The 26,767-nt window shown below is 71.2% G+C and carries 25 protein-coding genes and 2 pseudogenes; 12 read left to right on the top strand and 15 right to left on the bottom strand.

All coding sequences use genetic code 11. The features are described 5' to 3' along the window. Positions 1-30 precede the first annotated feature (30 nt). On the bottom strand, positions 31-858 hold the full coding sequence (locus tag RKD20_RS21765; protein WP_424879194.1) for an intradiol ring-cleavage dioxygenase: 828 nt from the start codon (positions 856-858) through the stop codon (positions 31-33). A 120-nt stretch (positions 859-978) separates the two neighbouring features. Between RKD20_RS21765 and RKD20_RS21760 the strand changes: the two genes are divergently transcribed. Next, positions 979-1,455 (top strand): SseB family protein, encoded by a 477-nt coding sequence (locus tag RKD20_RS21760; RefSeq protein ID WP_020119415.1) that lies wholly within the window; start codon positions 979-981, stop codon positions 1,453-1,455. A 45-nt stretch (positions 1,456-1,500) separates the two neighbouring features. Here RKD20_RS21760 and RKD20_RS21755 read toward each other — a convergent pair whose 3' ends face one another. Next, positions 1,501-2,238 carry a TetR/AcrR family transcriptional regulator C-terminal domain-containing protein gene (locus RKD20_RS21755; RefSeq protein WP_424879193.1) on the bottom strand — a complete coding sequence of 246 codons (738 nt, stop codon included), beginning with the start codon at positions 2,236-2,238 and terminating at the stop codon, positions 1,501-1,503. A gap of 144 nt (positions 2,239-2,382) precedes the next feature. Here RKD20_RS21755 and RKD20_RS21750 point away from each other — a divergent pair, with 144 nt between their 5' ends. Both RKD20_RS21750 and RKD20_RS21745 read left to right on the top strand, forming a co-directional pair. Further along, entirely contained in the window at positions 2,383-3,873 is a 1,491-nt protein-coding gene (locus tag RKD20_RS21750; protein WP_424879192.1) for an MFS transporter, read from the top strand. Positions 3,874-3,993: 120 nt separating this feature from the next. Further along, entirely contained in the window at positions 3,994-4,965 is a 972-nt protein-coding gene (locus RKD20_RS21745) for a pirin family protein (protein ID WP_424879191.1), read from the top strand. 79 nt (positions 4,966-5,044) lie between these two features. On the opposite strand, the gene RKD20_RS21740 is transcribed toward RKD20_RS21745, so the two are convergent. From RKD20_RS21740 to RKD20_RS21730, 3 genes are read right to left on the bottom strand one after another with little or no spacing between them, the layout of a single operon-like run. Further along, positions 5,045-5,509, bottom strand: a complete 465-nt coding sequence (locus tag RKD20_RS21740) for a hypothetical protein (RefSeq protein ID WP_424879190.1) — start codon at positions 5,507-5,509, stop codon at positions 5,045-5,047. An 18-nt stretch (positions 5,510-5,527) separates the two neighbouring features. Then, positions 5,528-5,794 (bottom strand): BRO-N domain-containing protein, encoded by a 267-nt coding sequence (locus tag RKD20_RS21735; protein ID WP_424883284.1) that lies wholly within the window; start codon positions 5,792-5,794, stop codon positions 5,528-5,530. Between the two features lie 30 nt (positions 5,795-5,824). Next, a complete protein-coding gene (locus RKD20_RS21730) occupies positions 5,825-7,969 on the bottom strand; it encodes a SpoIIE family protein phosphatase (protein ID WP_424879189.1) in 2,145 nt (714 codons plus the stop codon). 144 nt (positions 7,970-8,113) lie between these two features. Between RKD20_RS21730 and aspS the strand changes: the two genes are divergently transcribed. From aspS to RKD20_RS21715, 3 genes are all read left to right on the top strand, one after another. Further along, the gene (gene aspS, locus RKD20_RS21725) at positions 8,114-9,877 is read left to right on the top strand and encodes an aspartate--tRNA ligase (RefSeq protein WP_424879188.1); all 1,764 of its coding nucleotides are present in this window, start codon (positions 8,114-8,116) and stop codon (positions 9,875-9,877) included. 128 nt (positions 9,878-10,005) lie between these two features. Then, a complete protein-coding gene (locus RKD20_RS21720) occupies positions 10,006-10,929 on the top strand; it encodes an intradiol ring-cleavage dioxygenase (protein ID WP_424879187.1) in 924 nt (307 codons plus the stop codon). A 215-nt stretch (positions 10,930-11,144) separates the two neighbouring features. Next, positions 11,145-12,488: a pectate lyase family protein gene (locus RKD20_RS21715; RefSeq protein ID WP_424879186.1), complete on the top strand. Its 1,344-nt coding sequence runs from the start codon at positions 11,145-11,147 to the stop codon at positions 12,486-12,488. A 12-nt stretch (positions 12,489-12,500) separates the two neighbouring features. Here the strand turns inward: RKD20_RS21715 and RKD20_RS21710 are convergent, their stop codons facing one another. From RKD20_RS21710 to RKD20_RS21700, 3 genes are all read right to left on the bottom strand, one after another. Further along, positions 12,501-12,977 (bottom strand): hypothetical protein, encoded by a 477-nt coding sequence (locus tag RKD20_RS21710; RefSeq protein ID WP_424879185.1) that lies wholly within the window; start codon positions 12,975-12,977, stop codon positions 12,501-12,503. A gap of 77 nt (positions 12,978-13,054) precedes the next feature. Then, the gene (gene metG / locus RKD20_RS21705) at positions 13,055-14,770 is read right to left on the bottom strand and encodes a methionine--tRNA ligase (protein WP_424879184.1); all 1,716 of its coding nucleotides are present in this window, start codon (positions 14,768-14,770) and stop codon (positions 13,055-13,057) included. Positions 14,771-14,912: 142 nt separating this feature from the next. Further along, positions 14,913-16,508 carry a VWA domain-containing protein gene (locus tag RKD20_RS21700; RefSeq protein WP_424879183.1) on the bottom strand — a complete coding sequence of 532 codons (1,596 nt, stop codon included), beginning with the start codon at positions 16,506-16,508 and terminating at the stop codon, positions 14,913-14,915. 430 nt (positions 16,509-16,938) lie between these two features. On the opposite strand from RKD20_RS21700, the pseudogene RKD20_RS21695 reads away from it, so the two are divergent. Further along, positions 16,939-17,112: pseudogene (locus tag RKD20_RS21695) on the top strand (alkaline phosphatase PhoX); the annotation flags it as partial. Between the two features lie 132 nt (positions 17,113-17,244). On the opposite strand, the pseudogene RKD20_RS21690 reads toward RKD20_RS21695, so the two are convergent. The 3 genes and pseudogenes from RKD20_RS21690 to RKD20_RS21680 all read right to left on the bottom strand — a co-directional run. Then, positions 17,245-17,466, bottom strand: a pseudogene (locus RKD20_RS21690) (FUSC family protein); the annotation flags it as partial. 22 nt (positions 17,467-17,488) lie between these two features. Next, positions 17,489-18,436: an endonuclease/exonuclease/phosphatase family protein gene (locus tag RKD20_RS21685; RefSeq protein ID WP_424879182.1), complete on the bottom strand. Its 948-nt coding sequence runs from the start codon at positions 18,434-18,436 to the stop codon at positions 17,489-17,491. Positions 18,437-18,446: 10 nt separating this feature from the next. Next, the gene (locus tag RKD20_RS21680) at positions 18,447-19,193 is read right to left on the bottom strand and encodes an alpha/beta fold hydrolase (protein WP_424879181.1); all 747 of its coding nucleotides are present in this window, start codon (positions 19,191-19,193) and stop codon (positions 18,447-18,449) included. A gap of 92 nt (positions 19,194-19,285) precedes the next feature. Between RKD20_RS21680 and RKD20_RS21675 the strand changes: the two genes are divergently transcribed. Beyond that, the gene (locus tag RKD20_RS21675) at positions 19,286-20,614 is read left to right on the top strand and encodes a PLP-dependent aminotransferase family protein (RefSeq protein ID WP_424879180.1); all 1,329 of its coding nucleotides are present in this window, start codon (positions 19,286-19,288) and stop codon (positions 20,612-20,614) included. Here RKD20_RS21675 and RKD20_RS21670 read toward each other — a convergent pair. Beyond that, the gene (locus tag RKD20_RS21670; RefSeq protein ID WP_424879179.1) at positions 20,523-21,353 is read right to left on the bottom strand and encodes a hypothetical protein; all 831 of its coding nucleotides are present in this window, start codon (positions 21,351-21,353) and stop codon (positions 20,523-20,525) included. The two genes, RKD20_RS21675 and RKD20_RS21670, sit on opposite strands and share 92 nt — an antisense overlap. Positions 21,354-21,471: 118 nt before the next feature. Between RKD20_RS21670 and RKD20_RS21665 the strand changes: the two genes are divergently transcribed. Continuing rightward, entirely contained in the window at positions 21,472-21,975 is a 504-nt protein-coding gene (locus RKD20_RS21665; RefSeq protein WP_424879178.1) for an SH3 domain-containing protein, read from the top strand. A 51-nt stretch (positions 21,976-22,026) separates the two neighbouring features. Here the strand turns inward: RKD20_RS21665 and RKD20_RS21660 are convergent, their stop codons facing one another. Next, entirely contained in the window at positions 22,027-22,455 is a 429-nt protein-coding gene (locus RKD20_RS21660) for a hypothetical protein (RefSeq protein WP_424879177.1), read from the bottom strand. 113 nt (positions 22,456-22,568) lie between these two features. Between RKD20_RS21660 and RKD20_RS21655 the strand changes: the two genes are divergently transcribed. Together RKD20_RS21655 and RKD20_RS21650 are read left to right on the top strand one after the other, a co-directional pair. Next, the gene (locus RKD20_RS21655; protein WP_424879176.1) at positions 22,569-22,967 is read left to right on the top strand and encodes a SpoIIE family protein phosphatase; all 399 of its coding nucleotides are present in this window, start codon (positions 22,569-22,571) and stop codon (positions 22,965-22,967) included. 70 nt (positions 22,968-23,037) lie between these two features. Then, positions 23,038-24,357, top strand: coding sequence for a hypothetical protein (locus RKD20_RS21650; RefSeq protein ID WP_424879175.1), 1,320 nt, complete (start codon positions 23,038-23,040; stop codon positions 24,355-24,357). On the opposite strand, the gene RKD20_RS21645 is transcribed toward RKD20_RS21650, so the two are convergent. Further along, entirely contained in the window at positions 24,354-25,589 is a 1,236-nt protein-coding gene (locus tag RKD20_RS21645; RefSeq protein WP_424879174.1) for an amidohydrolase, read from the bottom strand. The genes RKD20_RS21650 and RKD20_RS21645 overlap by 4 nt on opposite strands. Positions 25,590-25,899: 310 nt before the next feature. Here RKD20_RS21645 and RKD20_RS21640 point away from each other — a divergent pair, with 310 nt between their 5' ends. Continuing rightward, positions 25,900-26,451: a tellurite resistance TerB family protein gene (locus tag RKD20_RS21640; protein ID WP_424879173.1), complete on the top strand. Its 552-nt coding sequence runs from the start codon at positions 25,900-25,902 to the stop codon at positions 26,449-26,451. 56 nt (positions 26,452-26,507) lie between these two features. On the opposite strand, the gene RKD20_RS21635 is transcribed toward RKD20_RS21640, so the two are convergent. After that, a complete protein-coding gene (locus RKD20_RS21635) occupies positions 26,508-26,681 on the bottom strand; it encodes a hypothetical protein (RefSeq protein ID WP_020119389.1) in 174 nt (57 codons plus the stop codon). Positions 26,682-26,767 lie beyond the last annotated feature (86 nt).

Below are 26,767 nucleotides of genomic sequence, written 5' to 3'. Positions count from 1 at the left end.
CGCAACCCCGAACCGGCCATCTGTGACGGTTCACACCGCGATGGTCAGCGTGGCGTTGTACCCCTCCTCCACGCTCCCCCTCACCGTCGCGAGCTGCTGGTCGTGCCCGTCACGGAAGACACTGTCCGACTCCAGCGAGAGCCGGCCGAGATTGTCCACGCTCCGCTCGTAGCCCGCGGTCGCGTACACCGTCTCGCAGACGTCCTTCGGCAGCGCGAGCTGCGAGGTGTTCGTGATCGCGGTGGCGCCCGTCGCGTCCCGGAGGCTGCCGTAGACCTCGAAGTGGATGTGCGGCCAGCGGCCGGTGTAGCAGCCTGGAAAGACACTGGTGAAGGTGACCCGCCCCCGCTCGTCGGTCTCCTGGACCCCGCGCAGGTAGTTCTCGTCGGCGACCCCCTCGGTGTACAGGGAGTAGCCGCCCTCCCGGTCGCAGTGCCAGACGTAGACGGCGGCGCCCTTCCTCGGGGTCCCGCAGCCGGAGGCCGCGTCCACCACGGTGAGCGTGAAGGTCAGGGGGACGCCCTCGGCGGTGCTGCCCGCCGACTCACCGAAGCTCCCGGTGATGTCGCTGCGGACGACCCCGCTCTCCTTCAGCACGTTCACGCCGTTCGAGCCGTCGCCCGGGTAGGGGCCCGCGGTCTCCTCGGGAACGCCGGCGCAGTTGGCCGCGGAGTCCGCCGCGGAGGAAGAGGTGCCCTCGGCGGTGCAGCCCGCCAGGGCCGCCAGGCCCGCCCCCACCGCGGCCCCCGCCCCCGCTCCCGCCAGGAGCCGGATCATCCGTCGGCGGGCGAGCACGGGAAGGTCGTAGGACAGCCCTCGGTCGTGCTCGTGGACCTCGTCGTCGCCGTGTCTGCGCATGAACCGACGCTACGAGCGGCAGACGCCGGAACCCAGGGCCGGCGGCTGTCGGGTCGCTGTCGGTTTCCCGGGTGCCGGTAGCCGCCCGCGGCGCCCGCCCCCCTCGGTACGCTTACGCTCATGTACGGCTACGACCAGAACGCTGGTGCCCAGCAGCAGTACGGCGTCCCGCCACAGCAGCCCATGGCCGGCGGTGTGGGCGGGTACGGCCAGCAGCCGCCGCTGTACCCCGAGCCGTCCCCGCCCTCCCTCGCGGACGCGGTGCGTGCCTTCACCACCGGACAGATGTCGGCGGAGGACTTCCAGCAGGTCTTCGCCACGTCCAAGGTCTACTGCCCGCGCGGCGACAACCCCGGGTTCCTCGCCCTGCACAACACCCAGCAGCCGGTGATCCCCATGTTCACCACGCTCAAGGAACTGCGGCGGTACGCGGGCAAGGAGTCCAAGTACTTCGTCATCACCGGCGCGGAGGTCCTCGACCTGCTGCCGACGGGCTACGGCTTCGTCCTCGACATGGAGGGGGAGCACCGGATCGTCTTCGACGCGAAGGCCGTGGAGCAGATGGTCGAGTTCGCGATGCGCAGGATGTACGGCTAGCGCGTGCCCGGGCGGCCGAGGCGCTCCGCGATCACCGCGTCGCCGTCAGGAGCCCGGCGCTTGCAGGCGCAGTGACAGGCCGTCCAGGACGATCTCCAGGGCGGCCTCGAATTTGGCCTCCCGCAGGGCCGCCGGGTCCGTCGCGACCGCTTCCTCGGTCTCGGTGTAGCCCTGGGCCAGATGGCTGTGGGGCGCTGTGGCCTGCTGCACCGCGGGGAGAAGACGGGCGATGAGGCCCGATTCGGTGTCGCCGGAGCGGCTGACCGTGGTGAGCCAGGCGGCCTCCGTGGTGCTCATGCCGATCACGTACGACAGCACCGCGTCGATCGCCGTGCCGGGATCCGGGAACCCGGCGGCCGTGAACAGGGCCGCCAGCCGCTCCGAGTAGGACATGAGGTTGGGGCCCAGGTAGGCCAGGCCCGCCTGGCCGAGGACCGGCGGCAGCCACGGGTGCCGCAGGGCCGTCGCACGGAAGGAGCGGGCCGCCTCCGAGACGGCCGCCCGCCAGTCGGCGCCACCGGCCGACGGGACGTGGATCTCCGCGGCGACCTCGTCCACCGCCAGCTCCATCAGCTCGTCCTTCGTGGCCACGTGCCGGTAGAGGGAGGCCGCGCCGGCGTTCAGCCGGGTGGCCAGCTTGCGCATGCTCAGCGCTTCGACCCCCTCCGCGTCCAGCATCACGATCGCCTCGCGCACGATCGCGGCACGGCTGAGCGCCGGCTGGTCGGGCTCCCGCTGGGGGCGGGCCCAGACGGAGGGGATGGGGGTCGGCTTCGTCGCCATCGGTACTCCTGATCTCGCGGCCCGACCTGCTGCGTACGACGTTCGCGTCCAGCGTACAACAATCAGTGCTTGCGTACGACGTTCCGCTGTGCGTACAGTGTTCGCATCGAGGGAACGGTGTCACGAAGCCGGAGGGGAACCGACATGAACACCCTGGAAGTCCGCAACCCACGCCGCTGGTGGATCCTGGTCGTGCTCTGCCTGAGCAGCCTGGTACTCGTCGTCGACAGCATGGCGCTCACCGTCGCGGTACCGGTCATGACCGAGGAGATCGGAGCCGGCGCCCAGGACACCCAGTGGATCCTGGACTCCTACATCCTGGTCTTCGCCGGCCTGCTGCTCACCTCGGGCAGCCTCGGCGACCGGTTCGGCCGCCGCAAGGTGATGCTGATCGGACTCCTGCTCTTCGGGACCGCCTCACTGGCCGCGATCTGGTGCACCACCCCCGGCGAGGTGATAGGCGTCCGCGTCGCGATGGGCGTCGGCGGCGCGCTGATCATGCCGTCCACGCTCTCCATCCTCATCACCGTCTTCGACGAGGACGAGCGCGGCAGAGCCATGGCGGCCTGGAGCTCGGTCGCGATGCTCGGCCTGGTCGGCAGCCCGGTGCTCGGCGGCCTCCTGATCGACCACTTCTCCTGGCAGTCGATCTTCCTCCTCAACGTGCCGGTCGTCGCCCTCGCGATCATCGCGGGCCTGACGCTGATGCCGGAGTCGAAAGCGCCCTGGCAGAAGGCCGACCCGCTGGGCGCGGTGCTGTCGGCCGCCGGGATGACCGCCCTGGTCTGGTGGATCATCGAGCTCCCGCAGCACGGCATGTGGACGGCCGCCCTCCCCGTGGCCCTCGTCTCCCTGACCGGCTTCGTCATCTGGGAGAACCGCACCAAGTCCCCCATGGTCCCGCTGGTCCTCTTCAAGCACCGCAACTTCAGCGGCGGTTCGCTCTCCCTGGCCCTGGTCCAGACGGGCAACGGCGGACTGCTGCTGGTCCTCACCCAGTACCTCCAGTTCGTGCTCGGCTACTCACCGGTCAAGGCGGGCCTGGCCTTCCTGCCGCTTGCGGTCACGGCCCTGCTGGGCAACGGCGTGGGGGTCAAGCTCGCCGCCAAGTACGGCAACCGGTGGGTGATCCTCGCGGGCATGCTGGTGATGGTCGCCTGCTTCGCCCTGCTGACCACGGTCTCGGCGGACTCCGGCTTCACCGTCCCGGCGGTCGCGCTCGGCCTGCTCGGGCTCGGCGCGGGCCTGGCGATGCCCGCCGCGGTGGCGGCCCTGATGGGCACCATCCCCGAGGACAAGGCGGGCGTCGGCTCGGCCCTGAACGACACCGTCCAGCAGGCCGGCACCGCACTGGGCATCGCGATCCTCGGTTCGCTCCTGTCGAGCGGCTTCGCGCACCGGATGCCCGAGGGGACGCCCGAGCAGGCGAGGCACTCGATAGCCGGGGCGGTCGCCCTGAAGGACCCGGCGCTGGTGGCGGCGGCCCGCGAAGCCTTCGCCGCCTCCATGTCGACGACCTTCACGGTCAGCGCGGTCGGCGTCCTGGCGGCGGCGCTGCTGGCGACGCTGGTGATGCGCGAGGACCGGCCCGCGCCGGAGAAGATCGCCGATCGGGAACCGGAACTCGCCGCCTGACCTCTTCAGGGGGTGCGAGGTCTTGGAGAAGCCTGGAGGGAATGCCCTCCGGGCTTCTGCCGTTAGAGGTGGCAGAAAGTTCAACGCTCAACTAAACTCGTTCCACAAGGAGGTACCGACATGCCTGCAGTGACTGTCGACAACCCGCTGACCCTGCCGCGCGTGACCGCGACGGCGGACGCGGTGGCCCGTCCCGTCCTCGGCGTGACGACCGCGCCGAGTGGCTTCGAGGGCGAGGGATTCCCGGTGCGCAGGGCGTTCGCCGGGATCCATTACCGCCACCTTGATCCGTTCATCATGATGGATCAGATGGGCGAGGTGGACTATGCGCCGGGCGAGCCGAAGGGGACGCCCTGGCACCCGCACCGCGGCTTCGAGACCGTCACGTACATCATCGACGGGATCTTCGACCACCAGGACTCGCAGGGCGGTGGCGGCACCATCACCAACGGCGACACCCAGTGGATGACGGCCGGTTCGGGTCTTCTCCACATCGAGGCGCCGCCGGAGGCCCTCGTCATGTCCGGCGGTCTTTTCCACGGCCTCCAGCTGTGGGTGAACCTGCCTGCCAAGGACAAGATGATGGCACCGCGGTACCAGGACATCCGGGGCGGCAACGTGCAGCTGCTGTCGACGCCGGACGGTGGCGCGCTGCTCCGTGTCATCGCCGGTGAGCTGGACGGTCACCAGGGTCCCGGTGTCACCCACACCCCGATCACGATGATCCACGCGACGGTGGCGCCCGGTGCCGAAATCACTCTTCCGTGGCGCGAGGACTTCAACGGTCTGGCGTACGTGCTGGCGGGTCGCGGTTCGGTGGGGGCGGAGCGCCGGCCGATCCACCTGGGTCAGACCGCGGTGTTCGGTGCCGGTGGCTCCCTGACCGTCCGCGCGGACGAGAAGCAGGACTCCCACACCCCGGACATGGAGGTCGTCCTGCTGGGCGGCCGCCCGATCCGTGAACCGATGGCTCACTACGGCCCGTTCGTCATGAACACCCGCGAGGAACTCCAGCAGGCGTTCGACGACTTCCAGAAGGGACGGCTGGGGACGATCCCGGCCGTGCACGGAATGACTGAGGGCGGGCTGTAAGTCCGGTACGGTACGACGCAGGCCCGAAGCCGCAACCTTGTTTTGCGGCTTCGGGCCTGTCTGCGTAGGTGCTACCGGGCTACGGCAGCACGTAGAACGGTGCGCCGTCCGGCGCCCGGCCCACCTGCCGCACGCGCCCGTGCTCGGACAGCAACTCCAAGGAGTCACGGACACGGTCGGGCGTCAGCCCGGTGCATACGGCGATCTCCTCCACGCTGTAGTCGGCCCCGCCATGCAGCAGTGCGGGCGCCAGATGGGCGGCCACCCTGTGGATGTCCTCGGTGACGACCAGGTTCCTGGTCTTCCAGTTGATCAGGAGTTGCTCGGGCGTCAACTCCGGGGCCTGGACGGGCCGGGACCGGTCGCTGGGACGCCGGAGGGTCTGGGCGATGTCCCGCAGCACCTCGACGATGGCGGTCTGGCTGTTGTTGATCTGCCGGAGCAGGTCGTCCGTCCGGATGCTCCGTTGTTCCAGCGCGACGAGGGCGTCGGCGACCCGTTGGGGCATGACGTAGGCCGTGCAGCCGGCGGGGGCGGGTGGCACGACGGCCGGTTCCAGGGACTAGGAGCCGTCGCGCTGGATGGTGGCGATGACTTCGGAGACCCATGCCTTGAACGGCTGGGACTCCGGCTTCGTGCAGCCGTTGACCAACTGGATCAGACCCTGAAGATCCACCAGGTTCATATCTCGGCGCCACTCTCGACCTGCGGGAATGCCGAGAGTGTGACTTCCGGTCACACTCTCGAGAATCTCTCGATGGTCTTCAGGAACATGATCCAGCAGTGCCTTTCGAGTGGTCGTGTAATAGCGAAAGAAGTATCGACTCAGTCGCTGTTCTTGATCGCGCCGCGGGAAGCGTTACCGGCCGTCCGCGCCCGAGGACTCGTACAGCTCGAACCAGATGCTCTTGCCCTCGCCCTGGGGGTCGACCCCCCATGTGTCCGCCAGTAGTTCGATCAGCATCAGGCCGCGGCCCGAGGAGGCCAGTTCGCCGGGGCGGCGTTTGTGGGGGAGGTCGTCGCTGGTGTCGGTGACCTCGATCCGCATCCGGCGCTCGCCCGTCTCGCCGCGGACCTCCGCGAGCAGCAGCGCGTCCGCGTCGGTGTGGACGAGGACGTTGGTCAGCGTCTCGGAGAGCAGCAGGACCGCGGAGTCGACCTGGTCGGCGGAGGGCCAGTCGTGCAGCAGTTCGCGGAGTTGCTGGCGGGCGACCGCGACCCGTTCGGGTTCCGCCTGGGCCACCGAGAGCATCGTGCGGCGGACCGTGGGCCGTGCGGCGGCCGGGTCGCCGCCTTCTCCCTCCCGGTGCAGGAGCAGGATCGCTATGTCGTCCTCGCGGCGGTCGGCGAGGGGCCCGGTGGTGTGGTGGGAGGAGGGGCCGTGGACGGCCTGGATCAGGGCGTCGGCGAGTTCCTCCAGGTCGCCGTCGTGGGTCTCCAGGATGGTGCGGATGCGCTTCCAGCCGGTCTCGAAGTCGTGGCCGCCGGTCTCGATCAGCCCGTCGGTGCACAGCATCAGTGTCTCGCCGGGCTCCAGGGTGATCCGGGTGGTGGGGTAGTCGGCGTCCGGGTCGATGCCGAGCGGGAGACCGCCCTGCGTGCGGCGGGCCAGGACCGTGCCGTCGGCCATGCGGATCGCCGGGTCGGGATGCCCGGCCCGCGCCACCTCCAGGACGCCGGTCACCGGGTCGGCCTCGACGTACAGGCAGGTCGCGAAGCGCATGTCGGAGAGGTCGTCGACGCCGTACGCCATGCCGTTGAGGAAGCGTGAGGCGCGGGAGAGGACCGCGTCGGGGCGGTGGCCCTCGGCGGCGTAGGCGCGCAGGGCGATGCGGAGCTGGCCCATCAGGCCCGCCGCCCGCACGTCATGGCCCTGGACGTCCCCGATGACCAGGGCGAACCGCCCTTGCCCCGACTTCGTCCGGGAGGTGCCGCCGGGCAGCGGGATCATGTCGTACCAGTCGCCGCCGACCTGGAGGCCGCCGCCGGTGGGGACGTAGCGGGCGGCGACGGTCATGCCCGGTATCTCCGGGCCCAGGGTGGGGAGCATCGAGCGCTGGAGGCCGTCGGTCAGCTCGCGTTCCGATTCGGCGAGGCCCGCGCGGGACAGGGCCTGGGCCAGCATGCGGGCCACCGTCGTGAGGACCGAGCGCTCGTCCGGGGTGAACGCGACCGGGTAGGCGAAGCCCGCCATCCAGGCGCCCATCGTGCGGCCGGCCACGGTCAGGGGCAGGAACGCCCAGGACTGGCGGTCGAAGCGCTGGGCGAGCGGCCAGGTGACCGGGTAGCGGGAGCGGTAGGCCTCGGGGCTGGAGAGATAGACGGCGCGGCCGGTGCGCACGACCTCGGCGGCCGGGTAGTCCGTCTCCAGGGACATGTGGGAGAAGGGGCTCTCGTCGCCGGGCTGCTGGCCGTGGTGGCCGATGATCGTCAGCCGGTCGCCCTCGACGCCGAAGACGGCCAGGCCGTCGGGGCTGAAGCCGGGCATGGACAGGCCGGCGGCCACGCGCAGCACCTCGGCGGTGGAGCGGGCCTCGGCCAGGGCGCGGCCCGCGTCCAGCAGGAAGGCCTCGCGGGAGCGGCGCCAGTCACCGGTGACCGCGGTGCGTCCGGCGGGGGTGCCGGGGGTCGGCTCGGTGACCTCCTGGAGGGTGCCGATGAGCTGGAACGACTTCTTCTGGGCGTCGTACGACGGCTTGGAGCGGCTGCGGACGGTACGGGTCACGTGGCCCCGCTCGTCCATGATCCTGATCCGGACCTCGGCGAGCGTGTCCTCGGCGACGGCGAGTCCGACGACGCTGATGATCTCGTTCCAGTCGACCGGGTGCAGTCGGGCCCGTGCCTGGGCCTCTGTGAGGGTGGTCCGCTCGGCGGGCAGCCCGAGGAGCCGAGCCGCCTCCGCGTCGACGGTGACCAGTTCGGTGGCGGTGTCCCAGTGCCACAGGCCGGTCGCGAGGGCGGTGAGAACCTCCCCCACGGCGGGCAAGGGCTCACCAGTGCGCATTGCCCCACTTTAAGAACAGGAGATCCTGGAGTGCCACTGTTGGCCGAGTCGTAATGGTGGGGAGGCGATCTCGGGGTCCCCGGTAGGCTGGGGGCTGTTTCACGTGAAACACCTCCCCGATCCGCGAAGACTGGATGAACGACGATGCATCGGTACAGGTCCCACACCTGCGGCGAGCTCCGCTCCTCTGACGTCGGCACCGACGTCCGGCTGAGTGGCTGGCTGCACAATCGGCGCGACCTGGGCGGCATCCTCTTCATCGATCTGCGTGACCACTACGGCATCACGCAGCTGGTCGCCCGTCCCGGCACGCCGTCCTACGAGGCCCTCGACAAGCTGACCAAGGAGTCCACGGTCCGCGTCGACGGCAAGGTCGTCTCCCGCGGCACCGAGAACGTCAACCCGGACCTGCCCACCGGTGAGGTCGAGGTCGAGGTCGGCGAGGTCGAGCTGCTCGGTGCGGCCGCCCCGCTGCCGTTCACGATCAACACCGAGGACGGGGTCAACGAGGAGCGGCGTCTTGAGTACCGCTTCCTCGACCTGCGCCGCGAGCGCATGCACAAGAACATCATGCTGCGGTCGTCGGTGATCGCCTCGATCCGCTCGAAGATGGTCGCCCTCGGTTTCAACGAGATGGCCACGCCGATCCTGTCCGCGACCTCCCCCGAGGGCGCCCGTGACTTCGTGGTCCCCTCCCGTCTGCACCCGGGCAAGTTCTACGCCCTCCCGCAGGCGCCGCAGCAGTTCAAGCAGCTGCTGATGATCTCCGGCTTCGACCGCTACTTCCAGATCGCGCCCTGCTTCCGTGACGAGGACGCGCGCGCGGACCGTTCGCCGGGCGAGTTCTACCAGCTCGACGTCGAGATGAGCTTCGTCGAGCAGGAGGACGTCTTCCAGCCGATCGAGAAGCTCATGACCGAGCTGTTCGAGGAGTTCGGCAACGGCCGCCATGTCACCTCGCCGTTCCCGCGGATCCCGTTCCGTGAGGCGATGCTGAAGTACGGCTCCGACAAGCCGGACCTGCGGGCCCAGCTGGAGCTCGTCGACATCACCGATGTCTTCGAGGGCTCGGAGTTCAAGGCGTTCGCGGGTAAGCACGTGCGGGCCCTGGCGGTGCCGGACGTGTCGGCGCAGCCCCGGAAGTTCTTCGACCAGCTCGGTGACTTCGCGGTCTCACAGGGTGCCAGGGGTCTGGCCTGGGTGCGGGTGGCGGAGGACGGTTCGCTGTCCGGCCCGATCGCGAAGTTCCTCACCGAGGAGAACGTCGCCGAGCTGACCAAGCGGCTGTCGCTGGCCGCCGGTCACGCCGTGTTCTTCGGCGCCGGCGAGTTCGACGAGGTCTCGAAGATCATGGGCGCGGTCCGCGTCGAGGCCGCCAAGCGTGCCGGGCACTTCGAGGAGAACGTCTTCCGGTTCTGCTGGATCGTCGACTTCCCGATGTACGAGAAGGACGAGGAGACCGGCGCGATCGACTTCTCGCACAACCCGTTCTCCATGCCGCAGGGCGGTCTGGAGGCCCTGGAGACCCAGGATCCGCTGGACATCCTGGGCTGGCAGTACGACATCGTCTGCAACGGCGTCGAGCTCTCCTCCGGCGCGATCCGGAACCACGAGCCGGACATCATGCTGAAGGCCTTCGAGATCGCGGGCTACGACCGGGAGACCGTCGAGGAGAAGTTCGCGGGCATGCTGCGCGCGTTCCGCTTCGGCGCCCCGCCGCACGGCGGCATCGCCCCCGGCGTCGACCGCATCGTCATGCTCCTCGCGGACGAGCCCAACATCCGCGAGACCATCTCCTTCCCGCTCAACGGCAACGCCCAGGACCTGATGATGGGCGCGCCGACGGAGCTGGAGGAGGCCCGGCTGAGGGAGCTGCACCTGTCGGTGCGCAAGCCGCAGCCGAAGTAGGCGCCATCGACCGAAGGGGCCCGAGACCGACGCCGGTCTCGGGCCCCTTCGCATGCGCGGTGCCGCGCACAGCAAGCCACAGTCCGCTCCCATGCTGAGAACAGCCTTCTTACCTACCTTCGCCTTCCATGACGGGAAACCAGCCGAAACACAAGAAGGACCTGACCCGGCGCAAGGTCGTCGTCGCGGGAGCGGGCGCGGCCGTGGCGGTGGGGGCGGCGGGCACCCTCGCCGCGTCGGGGGCCTTCGCGGGCGAGACGAGCACGACCGCCTCCGCGAGCAGCGGCTCCACGGCGTCGGAAGCCTGCTACAAGCTCACCTCGGAGACCACCGAGGGGCCGTACTACATCGACGCGGACAAGATCCGCCAGGACATCACCGAGGACAAGGAGGGCATCCCGCTCACCCTCAGGCTCAGGGTGATCGACTCCGAGACCTGCAAGCCGATCGCGGATGCCGCCGTGGACATCTGGCACTGCGACGCGCTCGGCATCTACTCGGGCTACGAGGCCTCGTCGACCGGCGGTGGCGGCACCGCCCCGACCGACGCGCCCTCGGGCATGCCGAGCGGTACCCCGACGGGTGAACCGCCGTCGGGTGCGCCGAGCGGTGGCACCGGTGGCGGTGTCCACCAGAACCCCACCGACGACGAGCGCTATCTGCGCGGCACCTGGAAGACCGACAAGCACGGCCAGGTCACCTTCAAGACGATCTTCCCCGGCTGGTACCAGGGCCGTTGTGTGCACATCCACACCAAGGTGCACGTCAACGGCGAGTGGACGGACGCCGGTTACGAGGGCGGCAACACCTGCCACACCGGCCAGTTCTTCTTCGACGAGGAGTCCGTCCTTGCCTCCGCCGAGGTCGAGCCGTACTCCACCAGCACCACCACCCGCACCACGCTCACCGAGGACACGATCTACGACCAGAGCGGCACCACCGGCGGCCTGCTCAAGCTGAAGTACAACAAGAAGAACATCGCCAGGGGCGTCATCGGGTCGATCACGATGGGCGTCGACCCGGACGCGACGAACGACAACACGACGATGTAGCTCCGCGAACACGGACGAGGGCGCCCGGGACCGTGTGGTCCCGGGCGCCCTCACGCGCGCATCCTCTGTCTCCACAGCCTGGTGAGTGCGGGCGCGGGAAAAACCTGCGCACGGCGGCAACCTCCCTGATTCCGGCGGCTACTTGAGGACGGAAGCGCCTTCACCGGTGCTCCATGAAACGCACATGTCCCACCGCCGCTCGTAAGGAATCCCCCGTGGCCTCTGCCTCCCACCGCCGGTCCCTCCGCACCCGCCGCACCCTGGTCGTCTCCGCCGCCGTGGTCGCCGCGGGCGTCGGGGCCGGTGCCGTCGTGATGAACGCGAACGCCCAGGCCGTGGACCTGTACCACCAGACGCTCGCCGCGAAGGACGGCTGGGCGTCCTCCGGCACGGGCACGACCGGAGGCACGAAGGCCGACTCCGCGCACACCTTCACCGTCTCCACCCGGGCCCAGCTCGTGAAGGCGCTCGGGTCCGCGTCCGACACCACCCCGAGGATCATCAAGGTCAAGGGCACGATCGACGCCAACACCGACGACGCGGGCAAGAAGCTGACCTGCGCGAACTACGCGTCCGGCACGGGCTACTCGCTCTCCTCCTACCTGAAGGCGTACGACCCGGCGACCTACGGCCGCTCGAAGCTGCCGTCGGGCACGCAGGAGACCGCGCGGGCCGCCGCGCAGAAGAAGCAGGCCGCGACCATCGTCTTCAAGGTGCCCGCGAACACCACGATCGTGGGGGTGCCGGGCACGAAGGCCGGGATCTCCGGTGGCATGCTCCAGATCCAGAACGTGGACAACGTCATCGTCCGCAACCTCGCCTTCGCCGGCACCGAGGACTGCTTCCCGCAGTGGGACCCCACGGACGGCGACGACGGCAACTGGAACTCCAACTACGACTCGGTGACCCTGCGCGGCGCCACCCACGTCTGGGCGGACCACAACACGTTCACGGACGCGCTGCACCTGGACTCCGCCAACCCGAAGTACTACGGCCGTGAGTACCAGATCCACGACGGGTCGCTGGACATCACCAAGAGCTCGGACCTGGTGACCGTCTCCCGCAACCGGTTCACCAACCACGACAAGACGATGCTGATCGGCAGCAGCGACAGTGAGCCGAGCGGCAAGCTGCGGGTCTCGATCCACCACAACGTGTGGAAGGGCATCGTCCAGCGGGCGCCGCTGTCCCGAGTCGGCCAGATCCACATCTACAACAACTACTACGACGTGACGACCCTGAACGGCTACGCGGTGCAGTACAGCATCAACTCCCGCGCCAAGGCCCAGGTCGTCGCCGCGAACAACTACTGGACCGTCCCGTCGAGCGTGAAGGTCTCCAAGCTGCTGTCCGGCGACGGCACGGGCGCGATCGCGGGCTCCGGCAACCTCGTCAACGGCACGACGACCGACCTGGTGGCCGCCTACAACGCCGCCTCCTCGAAGGACCTGAAGACGAGCGTGAACTGGACCCCGACCCTGACGGCGGGCCTGGAGACCTCCGCGAAGAACCTGCCGGCGTCGCTGGCGACGACCACCGGCGCGGGAGTGCTCTCCTAGCTCACGTGCAGCTCACGTGTCGTAGGTCCCGTCCCAGGGTTCCGCGAAGGCGAGGCGGTCCGGGTAGAGCTCCGCCCACTGCTCGCCCTCGTCCTCGCGGATCACCAGGCCGAAGCGGACGCCCTCGTGGGTGACGCTGAAGGGACGGATCGCGATGTCCGTGTACGAGCGGCGGGGCAGGCTGCGGAGCAGGGTCGCGCGGTGGACCTGGGCGCGGGTCAGGGGCGAGGCGTCGCCGCCCGGGTCGCGCTGCTGCTCCGCCCAGGTCCCGGCACACCAGATGTCCGAGTCGCGGTAATTGCCCTCGGTGTCGAAGGTGTGCAGGACCGCGTAGAGGCGTTTCTGATCTTCCCAGCCCTCCTCGAGGTGGAATCCCTCAGGGAAGGCATATGTGATCGACGCCAGGAACTGACCCTCCGCATACCGCCCGATCGTCTCGGTGCGGTGCTTCGGCTCGTACGCGACAGGAATGACCCCGGGCACTGCCATGGCGCAAACCATACGGCTTGGCGCGGACACGGCGATGCCCGGGTCGGTATCCGGACGGTCCGGTGACGGCTTCCGGACTACTCCGGGGAGCCGCCGAAGCGCTCCTTGTAGTTCTCCAGGTCCTCGTCCGTCAGCTTGGCGAAGAGGACCGGGGGGACGGTGAAGGCGATGCCGGGGGTGAGGGCGGTGAGGGCGCGGGCCTCGTCGGCGGTGATCCAGGTGGCCGTGTCGGAGGGCAGGGCGAAGGCCTGGCGCATGGCGGCCGAGGTCGCCGGGATGAAGGGTTCCGAGACCACCGCGTACAGGTGGATCAGGTTCATCGCGGTGCGCAGGGTCAGCGCCGCGCCGTCCTTGTCGGTCTTGATCTCCAGCCAGGGGGCCTTCTCCTCCAGGTAGGAGTTGCCCGCCGACCACAGGGCGCGCAGCGCGGCCGCCGCCTTGCGGAACTGGAGCGCCTCCATCTGGGACTCGTACTCGGCGAGGAGGCGGGCGATCTCCTCGCCCAGCTTCGCCTCCGCCTCGCCCGGCGCACCGCCCGCCGGGACCTCCTCGCCGAAGCGCTTCTTCGAGAAGGACAGGACGCGGTTGACGAAGTTGCCGAGGGTGTCGGCCAGGTCCTTGTTCACCGTCGCCGTGAAGTGCTCCCAGGTGAAGGACGAGTCGTCCGACTCCGGGGCGTTGGCGATCAGGAAGTAGCGCCAGTAGTCGGCCGGGAGGATGTCCAGGGCCTGGTCGGTGAAGACGCCCCGCTTCTGGGACGTGGAGAACTTCCCGCCGTAGTACGTCAGCCAGTTGAAGGCCTTGACGTAGTCGACCTTCTTCCACGGCTCGCGCACACCGAGCTCGGTGGCCGGGAACATCACCGTGTGGAAGGGGACGTTGTCCTTCGCCATGAACTCGGTGTAGCGGACGGTGGTGTCCACGTCGTACCACCAGGACTTCCAGTCTCGGTTCGACGGGTCAAGATCCGCCCACTCCTTCGTCGCGCCGATGTACTCGATCGGGGCGTCGAACCAGACGTAGAAGACCTTGCCCTCCGCCGCCAGCTCGGGCCAGGTGTCGGACGGGACCGGCACGCCCCAGTCCAGGTCACGGGTGATCGCACGGTCGTGCAGGCCCTCGGTCAGCCACTTGCGGGCGATGGAGGAGGCCAGCTGCGGCCAGTCGTCCTCGTGCCGGGAGACCCACTCCTCGACCTCGTGCTGGAGCTTGGACTGGAGGAGGAAGAGGTGCTTGGTCTCGCGGACCTCCAGGTCGGTGGAGCCGGAGATCGCCGAGCGCGGGTTGATCAGGTCGGTGGGGTCCAGGACGCGCGTGCAGTTCTCGCACTGGTCGCCGCGGGCCTTGTCGTAGCCGCAGTGGGGGCAGGTGCCCTCGACATAGCGGTCCGGGAGGAAGCGGCCGTCGGCGGGCGAGTAGACCTGACGGATCGCGCGCTCTTCGATGAAGCCGTTCTCGTTCAGACGGCGGGCGAAGTGCTGGGTGATCTCGACGTTCTGCTCGCTGGAGCTGCGGCCGAAGTAGTCGAAGGCCAGCGCGAAGCCGTCGTAGACCGCCTTCTGCGCGTCGTGCGCCTGCGCGCAGAACTCGGCGACCGGCAGGCCCTGCTCCTTCGCGGCCAGCTCCGCCGGGGTGCCGTGCTCGTCCGTCGCGCAGATGTAGAGGACCTCGTGGCCGCGCTGGCGCAGGTAACGGGAGTAGACGTCCGCCGGGAGCATGGACCCCACCATGTTGCCCAGGTGCTTGATCCCGTTGATGTACGGAAGGGCGCTGGTGATGAGGTGTCGAGCCATCGGGGGCTGCTCCCAGGTTGGTCGTGCGGGTGAGTCGCTTCGCGAGTCTTGAAATCGTATCCGACATGGGTGGGCCGCCCGCTTCCCGTTTTACGGTCTGGGAAGGGGCGGCCCGGTGGTGCGTGGTGGTGACCTTCGGGGGTTACGGGCGCCAGTTCGCCAGGATGCCCTCGTAGATCTCCGCGTCCGTGAGTTCCTTCGGGGTCTCGCCCGCGAGGAAGTGGGACGTGTTGGCGAGCTTGAGCTTGCGGAGGTAGTCGAAGGCCTTGTTCTCCGGGTCACCGAAGGCGACGAAGGAGAAGAAGACGCCGGGGTGGGTCTTCGCCGCCTCCGTGAGGGCCTGGGTGGCGGGGGTCTTCGCGTCCGGGGCGCCGTCGGTCTGGAAGACGACCAGGGCGGGGGTGTCGGGGGAGTTCTTGGTGTGGTGCGCGAGGACTTCCTCGACGGCCGCGTGGTAGCTGGTACGGCCCATGCGGCCGAGGCCGGCGTGGAGTTCGTCGATCTTGTTCTCGTGGTCGGTGAGGGTGAGCTCGCCGGTGCCGTCCAGTTCGGTGGAGAAGAAGACGACGTGCACCTTGGACTCGGGGTCCAGGTGGGCGGCGAGGGCGAGGGTCTGCTCGCCGAGGGCCTGCGCGGAGCCGTCCTTGTAGTACGGGCGCATGCTCGCGGAGCGGTCCAGGACGAGGTAGGTCCTGGCGGTGGTGCCGGTGAGGCTGTGGGTGTCGAGGGTGGTGGCGGCGGCGTCGTAGGCGGTGCGGAGGGTGGCGGGTACGGTCACCGACCGGCCTTCGGCCGGGTCGTCGTTCCCACCCGCACCACCCGTAACACTGTCCTCGCTGTCGGCGGCCGCGGCGACCGCCGTGACCTCGGGGGTCGGCTCCGGCTCGGCCTTGTCTTCCTTCACGGCCACTGGCTCGGTCTCGGGCTCGGGCTCGGGCTCGTTGGTCGGCTCCGCCTCCGGGGTGACCTCGGCCTCGGGTTCGGCCTTCGGCTCCGCCTCGGGCTCGGGTTCCACAGCCTCGACAACCGGATCCGGGTCCGGGGCCGCCTCGGGCTCCGGCGCCGCTACGGCCGCCTCCTCCGCCACCGGCTCCTCAGCGGGCGACTTCTCGGCCACCGGCTCCTGCAAAGCTGCCACGGCCTCGGCCGCGGGCTCTTCCGCCGCCGGGGTCTCGGCAGCCGGCTCTTCGTCGGCCGTCGCAGGCTCCTCGGCCGCCGGTGTTTCAGCCACCGGTTCCTCGGCGTCTGGCGTCTCCGCGGCCGTCGCAGGCTCCTCGGCCGCCGGTGTTTCAGCCACCGGTTCCTCGGCGTCTGGCGTCTCCGCGGCCGTCGCAGGCTCCTCGGCCGCCGGCGCTACAGCCACCGGTTCCTCGGCGACCGGCGTCTCCGCAGGCGCCGCCGTCGGCTCTGCCGCGGGCTCCTCCGTCACCGGTGTCTCGGGTGTCGTCTTCTGCCGCGGTGCCGTGGGCTCCGGTGTTTCCGCCGGAGGTGTCTGCTTCGGGACCGCCGCCACCTTGTCGAAGGCGGCCGCGACCAGTTCGTGTTCGGAATCGGTGGGGTGGGTGGACGTGCGGGGCTCGGGGACCGTCGCCGTCGGAGGGACCGGCTCGGACGCCGGGGAGGGAAGCTTCGGTTCCGCCTCCTGCGAAGGAGTCGTCTCCGCACCCTCTGCCTCGGTGGCAGCGCCCTTGCGTGATCGGCCGCCGAACGCGTTCCGCAGGAGAGTGAGAATGCCCATGTGCGCAACCCTTCGCATGAGTTGTAGCCCGTCAATCCCTGGCCAGGACGGACACGTAAGGTTAGCGGCCCCGGATTGCGATCTTGGGCAGGGGCAGGTGACCCGGGCCCCGGGCGTCAAGACCTACTTCCGGACTTCACCCGCGCGGACGTCAACTCCGCTTCGTCCAATCCGCATTCATCCACCGTTCACCGCTCCGCCCGCCCCGCTCTCGCACAGACGCGCACCTACCGTCCGTCAAGCGAGCTTCAAGGGGAAGTAAGGGGAGAGCAAAAGTGCGCACACAGCTGCCGTTGATCAACACCGTCCTCGGGCGGTCCGCCCTGACTTGCCGTTTCCGGTGCGGGGACGCCTGTTTCCACCCGGCGCCCAACACCTCCTCCAACCCGTACGTCGGCGATGTCATCGCCATCGCTCAGCCGCCGCCACCCGCGGTGAACTCAAGCAGTTCCTGACCGTGCCGACCGGCGCCGAGACCTGCGGTCCGCTGGTGCAGGACCGGCGCGTGCTGGTCGCCGTGCAGCACCCGGGGGAGATCAACGGGGCGACGGTGGAGAAGCCGGCGAGCACGTGGCCGGACGGGCCGGGGAAGATCGTGCGGCCGAGGCGGTCGTCGATGCCGCGCGGGTCCACGTCCGGTACGGCGACGACCTCGGCCGCGTGCCGCAGGGCGTGGTCGACGGCGCGGGCGGTCTCCGTCACCGGGACCGGCAGGCTCAGCCCGGTCGGTCCCGTGGATCCGCATCCGGTAGGCGTCCGCGGTGTCGCCGATGACTCCGGACAGGGCGCCCATGGAGGCGAGGGCGCCGTACGCCGGCCGGTCGACCGCGAGGCCGATCGCCAGGGGCAGGGTCATCGCGATGGCGGCGCGGGCCACGGCGGGCCGGTTGACGGGTGACGGTTGCGGTTGGAGGTTCCGGACCAGCCAGTCGGGCGGGGTGAGGCCGATGCGGGACATGGGGACATTATGAACAGCCGGGTCAGGTGGGCCCGTGCAGTGTGATGTCCACCAGCAGGGCACGGTGGTCGGTGTCCGCCAGGTCCAGGAAGCGGGCGTCGTCCGCCGAGAAGTCCGCGGACACCAGCACGTGGTCGATCTGCGCGCCGATCACCGGGGCGGTGCGGGCCGGCCAGGTCGGGGTGCGGCCGGATCCGGCGAGGCGGGCCGCGTCGCGCAGTCCGGTGTCGAGGATCGCGCGGAAGGCCGCGTGGTCCTGGGAGGCGTTGAAGTCGCCGGCGAGGACGGTCGGGGGACGGCTGGCGGCGGCGAAGTCCCTCAGCTTTCCCAACTCCTGTCGCCATGGTTCCAGTTGGCCGGGCAGTGGGGGCATCGGGTGCGCGAGTTGCAGCCGTACGGCATGACCGCGCACGTCGGCGACGGCCCCCGGCATGCCCATGGTGGTGCCCCGGATCGCGGCGGCGGGCCTCAGGGGGAAGCGGCTGAGGAGGACGGACCCCGCCGAACCGGAACCCTCCACGGACCGCCGGTACGGATAGCCCCCGGACAGGGACCGTCGCAGGGTGGCCGAGCAGCCGTACTCGCACTCCTCCACGAACACGAGGTCCGGCTTCTGTTCGCGGACGGCGGCGACGAGGGCGTCGGTGGCCCGCCCGAACTCGACGTTCGAGGTCATGACGCGGAAGGAGACGAGCGCCCGCCCGTCCGGCTCGCCGCCCTGACCGTAGGGGGCGATGAACCACGCCAGCAGACCGAGGACCACGGCCGCCCAGACCGTCCCGGGCCACCAGCGGGCCAGCAGGGCGAGGGCCAGGCCCGCTCCCGCGGGCGCGAGCAGCCAGGGGAGGAAGGCGAGGAGCTGGGGGACGGGGGTGACACCGTCCGTGTCGGCGAGCCGGCACCCCAGGACCACACTCACGGCGGCGAAGAGCAGGGCGGCGGTCCAGGTACCGAGTCTTCGGCGGGTCACCGTCCCGAGCCTACGAGCGGGCGTCGACCTTCGCCAGGAACTCCCCGAGCACGGCGTTGAACTCCCCCGCCCGTTCCAGGTTCGGCAGGTGCGCCGCCCCCTCGAAGACATGCAGCCGCGACTGCGGGAGCGCCGCGTGCAGGGACTCGGCGTCGGCGACCGGTGTGTAGGTGTCGTCGGCGCCCACCAGTACCAGCGACGGGACCGCGACCCGGGTGAGCAGGTCGCGGTAGTCGGGGCGGGCGGCGCGGGCGCGCAGGGCGGCCGCCGCGGACGCGGGGCGGGTGGCCGTCATCATGCCGTGGACGTGCGCCTTGACCTCGGGGGAGGCGTACGGCGCGACCATCTTCTCCAGCACCTCGTCGGCGTACCCGCGCATCCCCTCGCGCTCCAGCCGGTCCGCCATGGCGTGCCGGACCCGGACGCCCTCGGGGGTCTCCGCCGCCGGGAAGGTGTCGGCGAGGACCAGGCCCCGGAGCCGCCCGGGGAAGCGCCGGTAGCAGTCCATGGCGATCTGGCCGCCCATGGACAGGCCCGCCACCACGCAGGCCCGCACGTCGAGTTCGTCCAGCAGTGCCTCGATGTCCTGCGCGAACCGCTCGAAGCGGTCGACCTCGGCGGCCGGTCCCGAGGTGCCGTAGCCGCGCAGGTCCGGGGCGATCACGCGGCGGGAGGCGGAGAACGCCTCGATCTGCGGGCGCCACATCGTGTGGTCGAAGGGATGGCCGTGGACCAGGACCAGGGGGATCGCCGTCATGCCGTCGACCCTAGGTCGGCCGAACTTCTCGGTGCAATAAAATCTTTGCCCTCAGTGCAATCGCGGGACAGCCGCAATCACAGGGGGTCTTCGTGCACGACTACCGGCGCATCGCCGACCGCATAGCCGCCGACATCACCACCGGCCGGCTCCGCCCGGGCGAACGTCTGCCCCCGCAGCGGAAGTTCGCGCGCCGGCACGGAATCGCCGCGTCGACGGCGGAGCGGGCCTACGGCGAACTCGTACGGCGGGGACTGGTCGTCGGCGAGGTCGGACGCGGCACCTTCGTGAAGGCCACCGGGCCGGGGTGGCCCGCTCGGGGACTCATCGAGGACGTGGGGGCACCCGTCAACCTGGAGCTCAACTACCCCTCCGCGCAGGGCCAGTCCGAGCTGCTCGCCGACGCCCTCGCACCCCTGCTGCGCCCCGACGTGCTGACCGAGGCGCTCCGCCCGGCCGCCGTCACCGGCACCCCGGCCGCCCGCGAGGCCGCCGCCGCCCTCCTCACCACCCCCGGCTGGCGCCCCGACCCGTCCCGGATCCTCTTCACGGGCAACGCCCGCCAGTCCGTCGCCGCCGCCCTCGCCTCCCTGGTACGGCCGGGCGGCCGGGTCGGCGTCGAGGAGCTGACGTATCCCGTGGTCAAGGAGATCGCGGCCCGGCTCGGCATCACGCTGGTGCCGCTGGCCACGGACCAGGACGGCCTGCGTCCCGAGTCGGTGGCCGCCGCCCACCGCACGGCTCCCCTGGCGGCCCTCTACGTGCAGCCGACCCTGCACAATCCGACGTCCGTCACCATGAGCGCCGGGCGTAGGCGCCAACTCGCCGCCGTCGTGAGCGACTTGGAGATCCCCGTCGTGGAGGACCGGATCTGGTCGTTCCTCGCGGAGGCCGACGACCCCTTCGCGGTGCACGCTCCCGCCCTCACCCATGTCGTCGACGGTCTGTCCAAGCGGGTGGCGCCCGGGCTCACCGTCGGCTTTCTCGTCGTACCCGAGAAGCGGGTGGACGCGGTGGCGGACGCGGTCCGTTCCGGTGGGTGGAGTGCGGGGCGGTTCGCGCTGGAGGCGGGGGTGCGGTGGACGGCGGACGGCACCGTGGCGCGGCTGGTCGAGGCGAAGCGGGCGGATGCCGAGCGCAGGCAGCGGGTGCTGGCCGAGTGCCTGGACGGGTTCGCCGTACGGTCCGATCCGCGCGCCTATTACGCCTGGTGGGAGCTTCCGGTCCCCTGGCGGGCGGACACCTTCACGGCCGCCGCCGCGGCGCTCGGCATCGCGCTCTCGCCCGGGCCCTCCTTCGCCGTCGACCCGCACCGCACCCCGGACGCGGTCAGGCTCGGGCTCGCGTCGGCTGCTGTGCCGGATCTGGAACGGGCCCTGCGGACGCTCGCCGGGCTCGCAGCAAGCCGTACCGACCGGTGAGCCAGCAGGTCAGGGCCACCGCCAGGCCGACGGCCACCAGCAGCCAGGAGACCGTGCGCAAGGTGCCCGTCAGGGCGTCGTAGACGGCGCCCGCGGCCGGGCGGCGCACCCGGTCGGGCAGGTCGGTCAGGGTGAGACTGCGGCCGACGGCGACGGCGAGGCCCAGCAGGGCGCCGCCGAGCGCCGTGCCGAGGGCGGTCGCGGTGACGGCGCGGCGGCGGCAGGCGGCGACCGCGATGCCGGCGGCGGCGAGGACGGCGGCCGTGACGGGCAGCCAGAAACCGGCGACTTCGAGCACGTCGTACCCCTTCCGGAGACGGTCGAGTGCGGAGGCCGGGAGCACGGCGACCTCGGTGCGGGGCAGGGGGACCCGGTGCTCCACCCGGGCGGCGATCGGGGCGATGTCGACGGTCACCTCGTGGTGGCCGCCCTCCCGCAGCGCCCGCAACACGGCTTGGTGGACCGCCCTGTTGCCCGCGTCCCACGCGGTGCCGAAGTCCCGGGTGCGGGTGAGGGAGCGGACCAAGGGCCGTACCGGTTCGCCGACTTCGTCCGCCACCGCGTCCGCGACGCCGTCCCGCACGGCGGGGTCCGCGGCGAGCGGTGCCATGGTCGTGACGTACCGGCCCGTGTCGGCGAGGCCGTACGCCGCCCAGGCCGCCAACGCGCCGAAGGGCACGAGCAGACAGGCCAGGGCGATCAGGACGGCCGACAGGGCGTCGCGGACACGGGAGGTCACCCTTCCAGGCAAAACGGTCGCGGGCGGCCGCGCGAGCGGTGGAGCCGCAGATTCCGCCCTCCGGTGGAGAGTTCACCCGAACGGGTGTCTCATGGTGGTAGGGAGAAGGAGGCCGACCATGCGCACCACTCCGGCCCTGCGGACCCTGGCCGTGGCACTGTTCACCGGCGCGACCCTCGCCGTCACGGCGGGCGGCACCTTCGCCGCGGCGGCCCCGCCCACGTATGCCGAGGGCCGTGGCGGCGGTCCGATCCGGGGCACCATCGTCTCGCGCACCGCGATCGACGTGCGGGCGGCGCCCACCACGCACTCCGCCGCCGTCGACCGGCTCGCGCCGGGCAGTCGGGACCGGATCGCGTGCATGGTCCGCGGACAGAGCGTCAACGGCAACCCGTACTGGTACTGGTTCACCGGTGCCCGGGGCTGGGTGAGCGCCGCGTTCGTGGACACCGGCCGGCGGTCCGTGCCGACCTGCGCGGACCCGCGCCCGCAGTGGAGGAACGGCGGTTGGGACAACGCCGACCGGAACGACCCGAGCTGGAACTCCGGTTCCGACTCGTGGGCAGCCTCCGGCTCCGTCTCCCGGAGCTTTTCGGGGACCTGGAGCCGGAGCGTGGGATGAGGGAAGCCGTGGGCCCCGGTCGTCTCACCGGCCGGGGCCCACGCGCGTCCGCTAGCGGATCCGGTTCCCCTCGGCGTCCTCGTGCGTGTAGTAGCGGTAGAAGAACACCAGGAAGACGCCCGCCGCGACCGCGAGACCCAGGGCCGTCGAGCGCAGCACGCTCTCGCCCGTCTGGCTGTACAGGAACCCGACGGCCGCCCCGGCGAAGCCGGACTTCACGGCCGAGTGGAGTTCCCGCTTCAGCAGCGGGGCGAACGTCGCCACGGCGAGGCACAGCACGATGAACGCGATCGCCGTGACACAGCCGAACAGCACGTTCCAGCCGGTGATCGGCCCGCCGCCGCGGCGGTTCGCGGCCGCCCAGTAGCCGTAGACGAGGCCGAGCACGACCGGGATGCCGTACCTGGCGGCCGTGTGCATCTTGGCGCCGAAGACATCGGGTGTCCGGGCGAACCCGCCCGCGGGTGCCGCATGAGCCATGAGAGCACTCCTCTCTGTCCACCCCGATACGCCCCCGACTACCAGAGCACACCTGCGAAGGGGCGCTGGCAAGTCGGATGGCGGCGGCAAGCGCCCCGTGTTTCGCTGACTCCATGAGCGGTGTCGGCCGGGCGCAGGTGCTCCGCGTCCGCGGCCGCGGTGTCGCCTGGGTGCCGCCCCTCCTGCTGCTGGTCGCGATCACCGCGATCCCCCTGTCCGCCGACGGCCCGCCGCCCGTCCACCGCGTGCCCCTCGGCCCGGGCGAGACCGTCCTGCTGACCAGCGACGGCGTCACCGAGGCCCGCGACCCCGCCGGGCAGTTCTACGCCCTCGCCGACGAGGTGGCCCGCGCCCTCGCCGCCGACCCGCGCGCCGTCGAACCCCGCCGCCTGGTGGCCCTCGTCCGCGACGGCACCCTCGGGCACTGCCGCGGACGACTGCTCGACGACACCACCGTCTTCGCGGTGCGCAGAGCCGACGAGCGGGCAGGAAAGGGACGTCTGCCGTCCTGAGAACCTCCCCTTCGCAGCCGCAGCGGATACCGTGCTGCCGTAAGTGATCGAGGGGGATGGGGAGGGACCGATGCCCGGAACCGTGCTGCTGCTCGCCGCCTCACCGGTGGGCAAGAGCCGTCTGGTGGACGCGGCGTCCGTGCTTCCCGTCCTCGCGGCCGTGCCGCCGGCCGTGCTCTCCGGCACCGACACCGCCAACGTCGTCGAGCTCGCCGACCCCCTGGAACCGCAGGCCGTCCTGACCCGGCTGCGCGCCGTGGCGGCCACGCCGGGCCCGCTCACCGTGTTCGTCACCGGCCAGCTCGCCCTGGACCGCCGCCAGCACCTGCCTCACCTCGCGCTGGCCCGCACCACACCGGCCACCGTGCGCTACACCGCGCTGCCCTGGCAGTGGATTCGTGAGGAGTTCCGGCTGCGTTCCCCGGGCTCGACGACCCTCTTGGTAGACCTGCACGCCGACGCCGACACCTGGGGCTGGCTGCGGACGCACACCCTCGACTCCGGCCGCAACAACGCGGTGTTCGGGCGGATCGCGCCCCCGCCGTCCCGGCGTACGGTGGCCGTGCCGGCGTACATGAAGACGATCGCGACGATTCTGCGCAGCGGGTGGCGTCCGCCCGTCGAGCAGTTGCACCAGCAGGCGTTCACCAGGCTGGGCCCCGAGGCGTACGGGGACCTGGTGCTGACGGTGCCGCCGATGCCGGTGCCGGTGGCCGCGCCCGGGGGACCTTCGTACCGGCCCGAGGGGCCGCGTGCCCAGGCGCCGGGCGGGCCGGTGGGCGCCGACCGGGCCCCGCAGGCGGCCGCCGCTCCTCCTCAGCCGCAGGAACCCCACCGTCCCGAGGTGTACGGGGACCTGGTGCTGACCGTGCCGCCGATGCCGGTGGCCGCACCCGGGGGCTTCGCCGCCAGACCGTCGTACCGGCCTGCCTCGCACCCGGCAACCGTCAGTCCTCCCCCGCCCCAGGACCCCCACGTCCAGGTCACCGCCGCCGTCCAGGCCGGCCGCCACCAGGAGGCCGACGAGCTCGCCCTGGCGCACGAGCAGGCCGCCACCCGGGCCCACGGCCCCGCCTCCGAGCAGGCCCTGCACTGGTCCGAGGTCCGGGCGGATCTCGCGATGTTCGCCAGGGACTCGGCGCGCAGCTGCCGGATCTGGCTGACGGTGGCCGAGACCCGGCTGGCCGCCGGACAGGCCCCGGACTCGCCGGGCGTGGAGAAGGCCGTGGACCGCGCCCACCACCAGTGGGGGCAGGTCCGCGACAAGGCCCGGGCCCAGGAACTCGGCGCCCTGCTCGCGCAGTTGCGCGCCCGCGTTCCCGGCCGTCGCCCGGGCGCCCTGGAGAACGTACAGAAGCAGCTGCGGGAGCTGCAGGCGACACCGTTCTAGACGAGACAGGCCAGCGCCCCCGACACCAGCGTCCGCACGCCCGGCGCCACCGCCGACAGGTCCGGGGCGAAGTCCGGGCTGTGGTTGCTGGGGACGGCGTCGAACTTCTCCATCAGGTCCGCGCCCGGCGCCGCGTCCCAGGTGGCGGCCGGCGTGCAGGTCACGAACCAGTAGGAGTACGGGAGTTCGCCGAGCGCGAGCTTCGAGAAGTCCTCGCTGCCCATCGCCGGGCCGGAGTCGAAGACGGTGTCGGTGCCGAACACCTCGCGGTGCACGGCGGCGATCCGGTCGTCGGTCTCCGGGTCGTTGACCGTGGCCGGGAACGAACCGCCCAGGATCACCTCGGGCTCGCGCGGACAGCCCGCCGCATGGCACTCGCCCTCCGCGATACGGCGGATCGAAGCGAGCATCCGGTCCCGGACCGCCTCGGACTGGGTGCGCAGATTGAGGGAGATACGGGCGGTGGAGGGGATGATGTTCGGGGCCGTGCCCGCCTCGATCCGCCCGACGGTCAGCACGGCCGACTCGCGCGGCCTGATCTCCCGGCTGACGATCGTCTGGAGCCGCGTGACGACGTAGGCGGCCGTGACGACCGGGTCGACCGTCGTCTCGGGGCGCGAGCCGTGGCCGCCCCGGCCGTGCACCACGATCTCCACGTCCGTCGTCGCCGACATGATCAGGCCCGGCACGTGCGCGTACAGGCCCGCCAGGCCCGGCACGGCGTGCTGGCCGAGCAGGACATCCGGGCGCGGGACACGGTCGTAGAGCCCGTCGGCGACCATCGCGGCCGCCCCGCCGCCGGCCTCCTCGGCGGGCTGGCCCACCAGGAGCAGCGTCCCGGACCAGGCGTCCCGCCCGTCCGCGAGCGCCTTCGCCGCCCCCGCCAGCCAGGTCACATGCAGGTCGTGCCCGCAGGCGTGCATCACCCCGGGCGTCGTCGAGGCGTACGGCAGTCCGGTCCGCTCCTCGACGGGCAGCGCGTCCATGTCGGCGCGCAGCAGGACGGTCGGCCCGTCGCCGTTGCGCAGGAGGCCCACGACACCGGTGCGGCCGATGCCCTCGGCGGTCTCGAACCCGGCCGCCTTCAGCCGCTCGACGAGCCGGGCCGCCGTGCGGTGCTCCTGGAAGGAAAGCTCGGGGTGGCGGTGCAGGTCCCGGTAGAAGTCCTCCAGGTCGGGGACCGGGAGCGAGGCGGTGAGGTCCAGCGCGGTACGGGCGGCGGAAGACGTCATGCGGGCAGCGTAGGCGCCGGGGGCGTCGCCCGCAGGGGGTCGTGTCCAGGGGGCGCGGGCCGTGAGAGGGAGGGGCCGCGGACGCCAGGGGAGTGGGCGTCGGCGGGGGCGGCACGGGGGCCTCCGGCTCTGGGTCGTCCCGGCCCCGCAGTCGCTCGGCGGCCCGCCGACCACCCCGGGGAGTGGAGCGACGGACGTACACCCCCGGCGCGGAGTCCCGGGGGATCTGCCGACGGCACTTGGTGGAACCTTTACCCGGACCTGTCCGTTGACCGGGTGAGATCACTCAGACGAGTACCGAGGTGACGTCATGGCACTGTTCGACCGGCTCAAGGACCAGGCCAAGAACCTGCAGCAGCAGGCGCAGGGCGGGCGCGGCACGACGACCGGTGGGCACGGACAGGGCGGCTCCCGCGGCGGTTCGCGGTCCCAGCTCGTCGGCGTGCTGAAGACCCAGCTCGGCTCCCTCAAGACCGAGTTGAAGAGCGGCGCCTACCGGGACGCCAGCATGGCGATGTGCGCCCTGGTCGCGGCCGCGGACGGCCAGGTGGACGCGGCCGAGACGCAGCAGATGGAGTCGTTGATCCTCGGCAACGAGGTGTTGCAGAACTTCCCGCCGGAGCAGCTGCGCCAGCGCTTCCACAAGCATGTGGACCAGCTGACCCGCAACTTCCCGCAGGGCAAGGCCGAGGCGCTCCAGGAGATCGCCAAGGCCGCCAAGAAGCCCACCGAGGCGCGCGCCGTGATCCAGACCGGCATCGTCATCGCCGGTGCCGACGGCCACTTCTCCCAGGCGGAGCAGGCGGTGCTGAGAGAGGCCTGCGGGGCCCTCGGTCTCGCGCCCGCGGAGTTCCAGCTCTGAGAGCCGCTCCCCGGACGAAGCTCCTCGGCCGTCGGTCCGGTGCCTGAGCCGGGCGCTCAGTCCGCGGTGGGCCCGGCCGGATGCCGGGCCTGCGCGGCCTGTTCGGCGGGGCGCGGCTCGGACGCCTTCGCGGGGCCCGCGTTCGCCGCCAGGACCAGCGTGGCCACGGCCACGACCGCGGCGGCGAATCCCCTGGCGTAGCGTGCGGTGGTGCTGGTGCGTTCGAGCACGGCGACCTCGCAGCGGTGGCGGTGAGTACCCAGGACGGTGACGGCGTATTAAGCAGGGTTAATACGCCGTTTAACCTAGGGGCTGC

The organism is Streptomyces sp. SLBN-8D4 (genome assembly GCF_049739545.1).
Taxonomy (GTDB): domain Bacteria; phylum Actinomycetota; class Actinomycetes; order Streptomycetales; family Streptomycetaceae; genus Streptomyces; species Streptomyces canus_C.
This window is presented reverse-complemented; position numbering and strand designations above follow the sequence as displayed.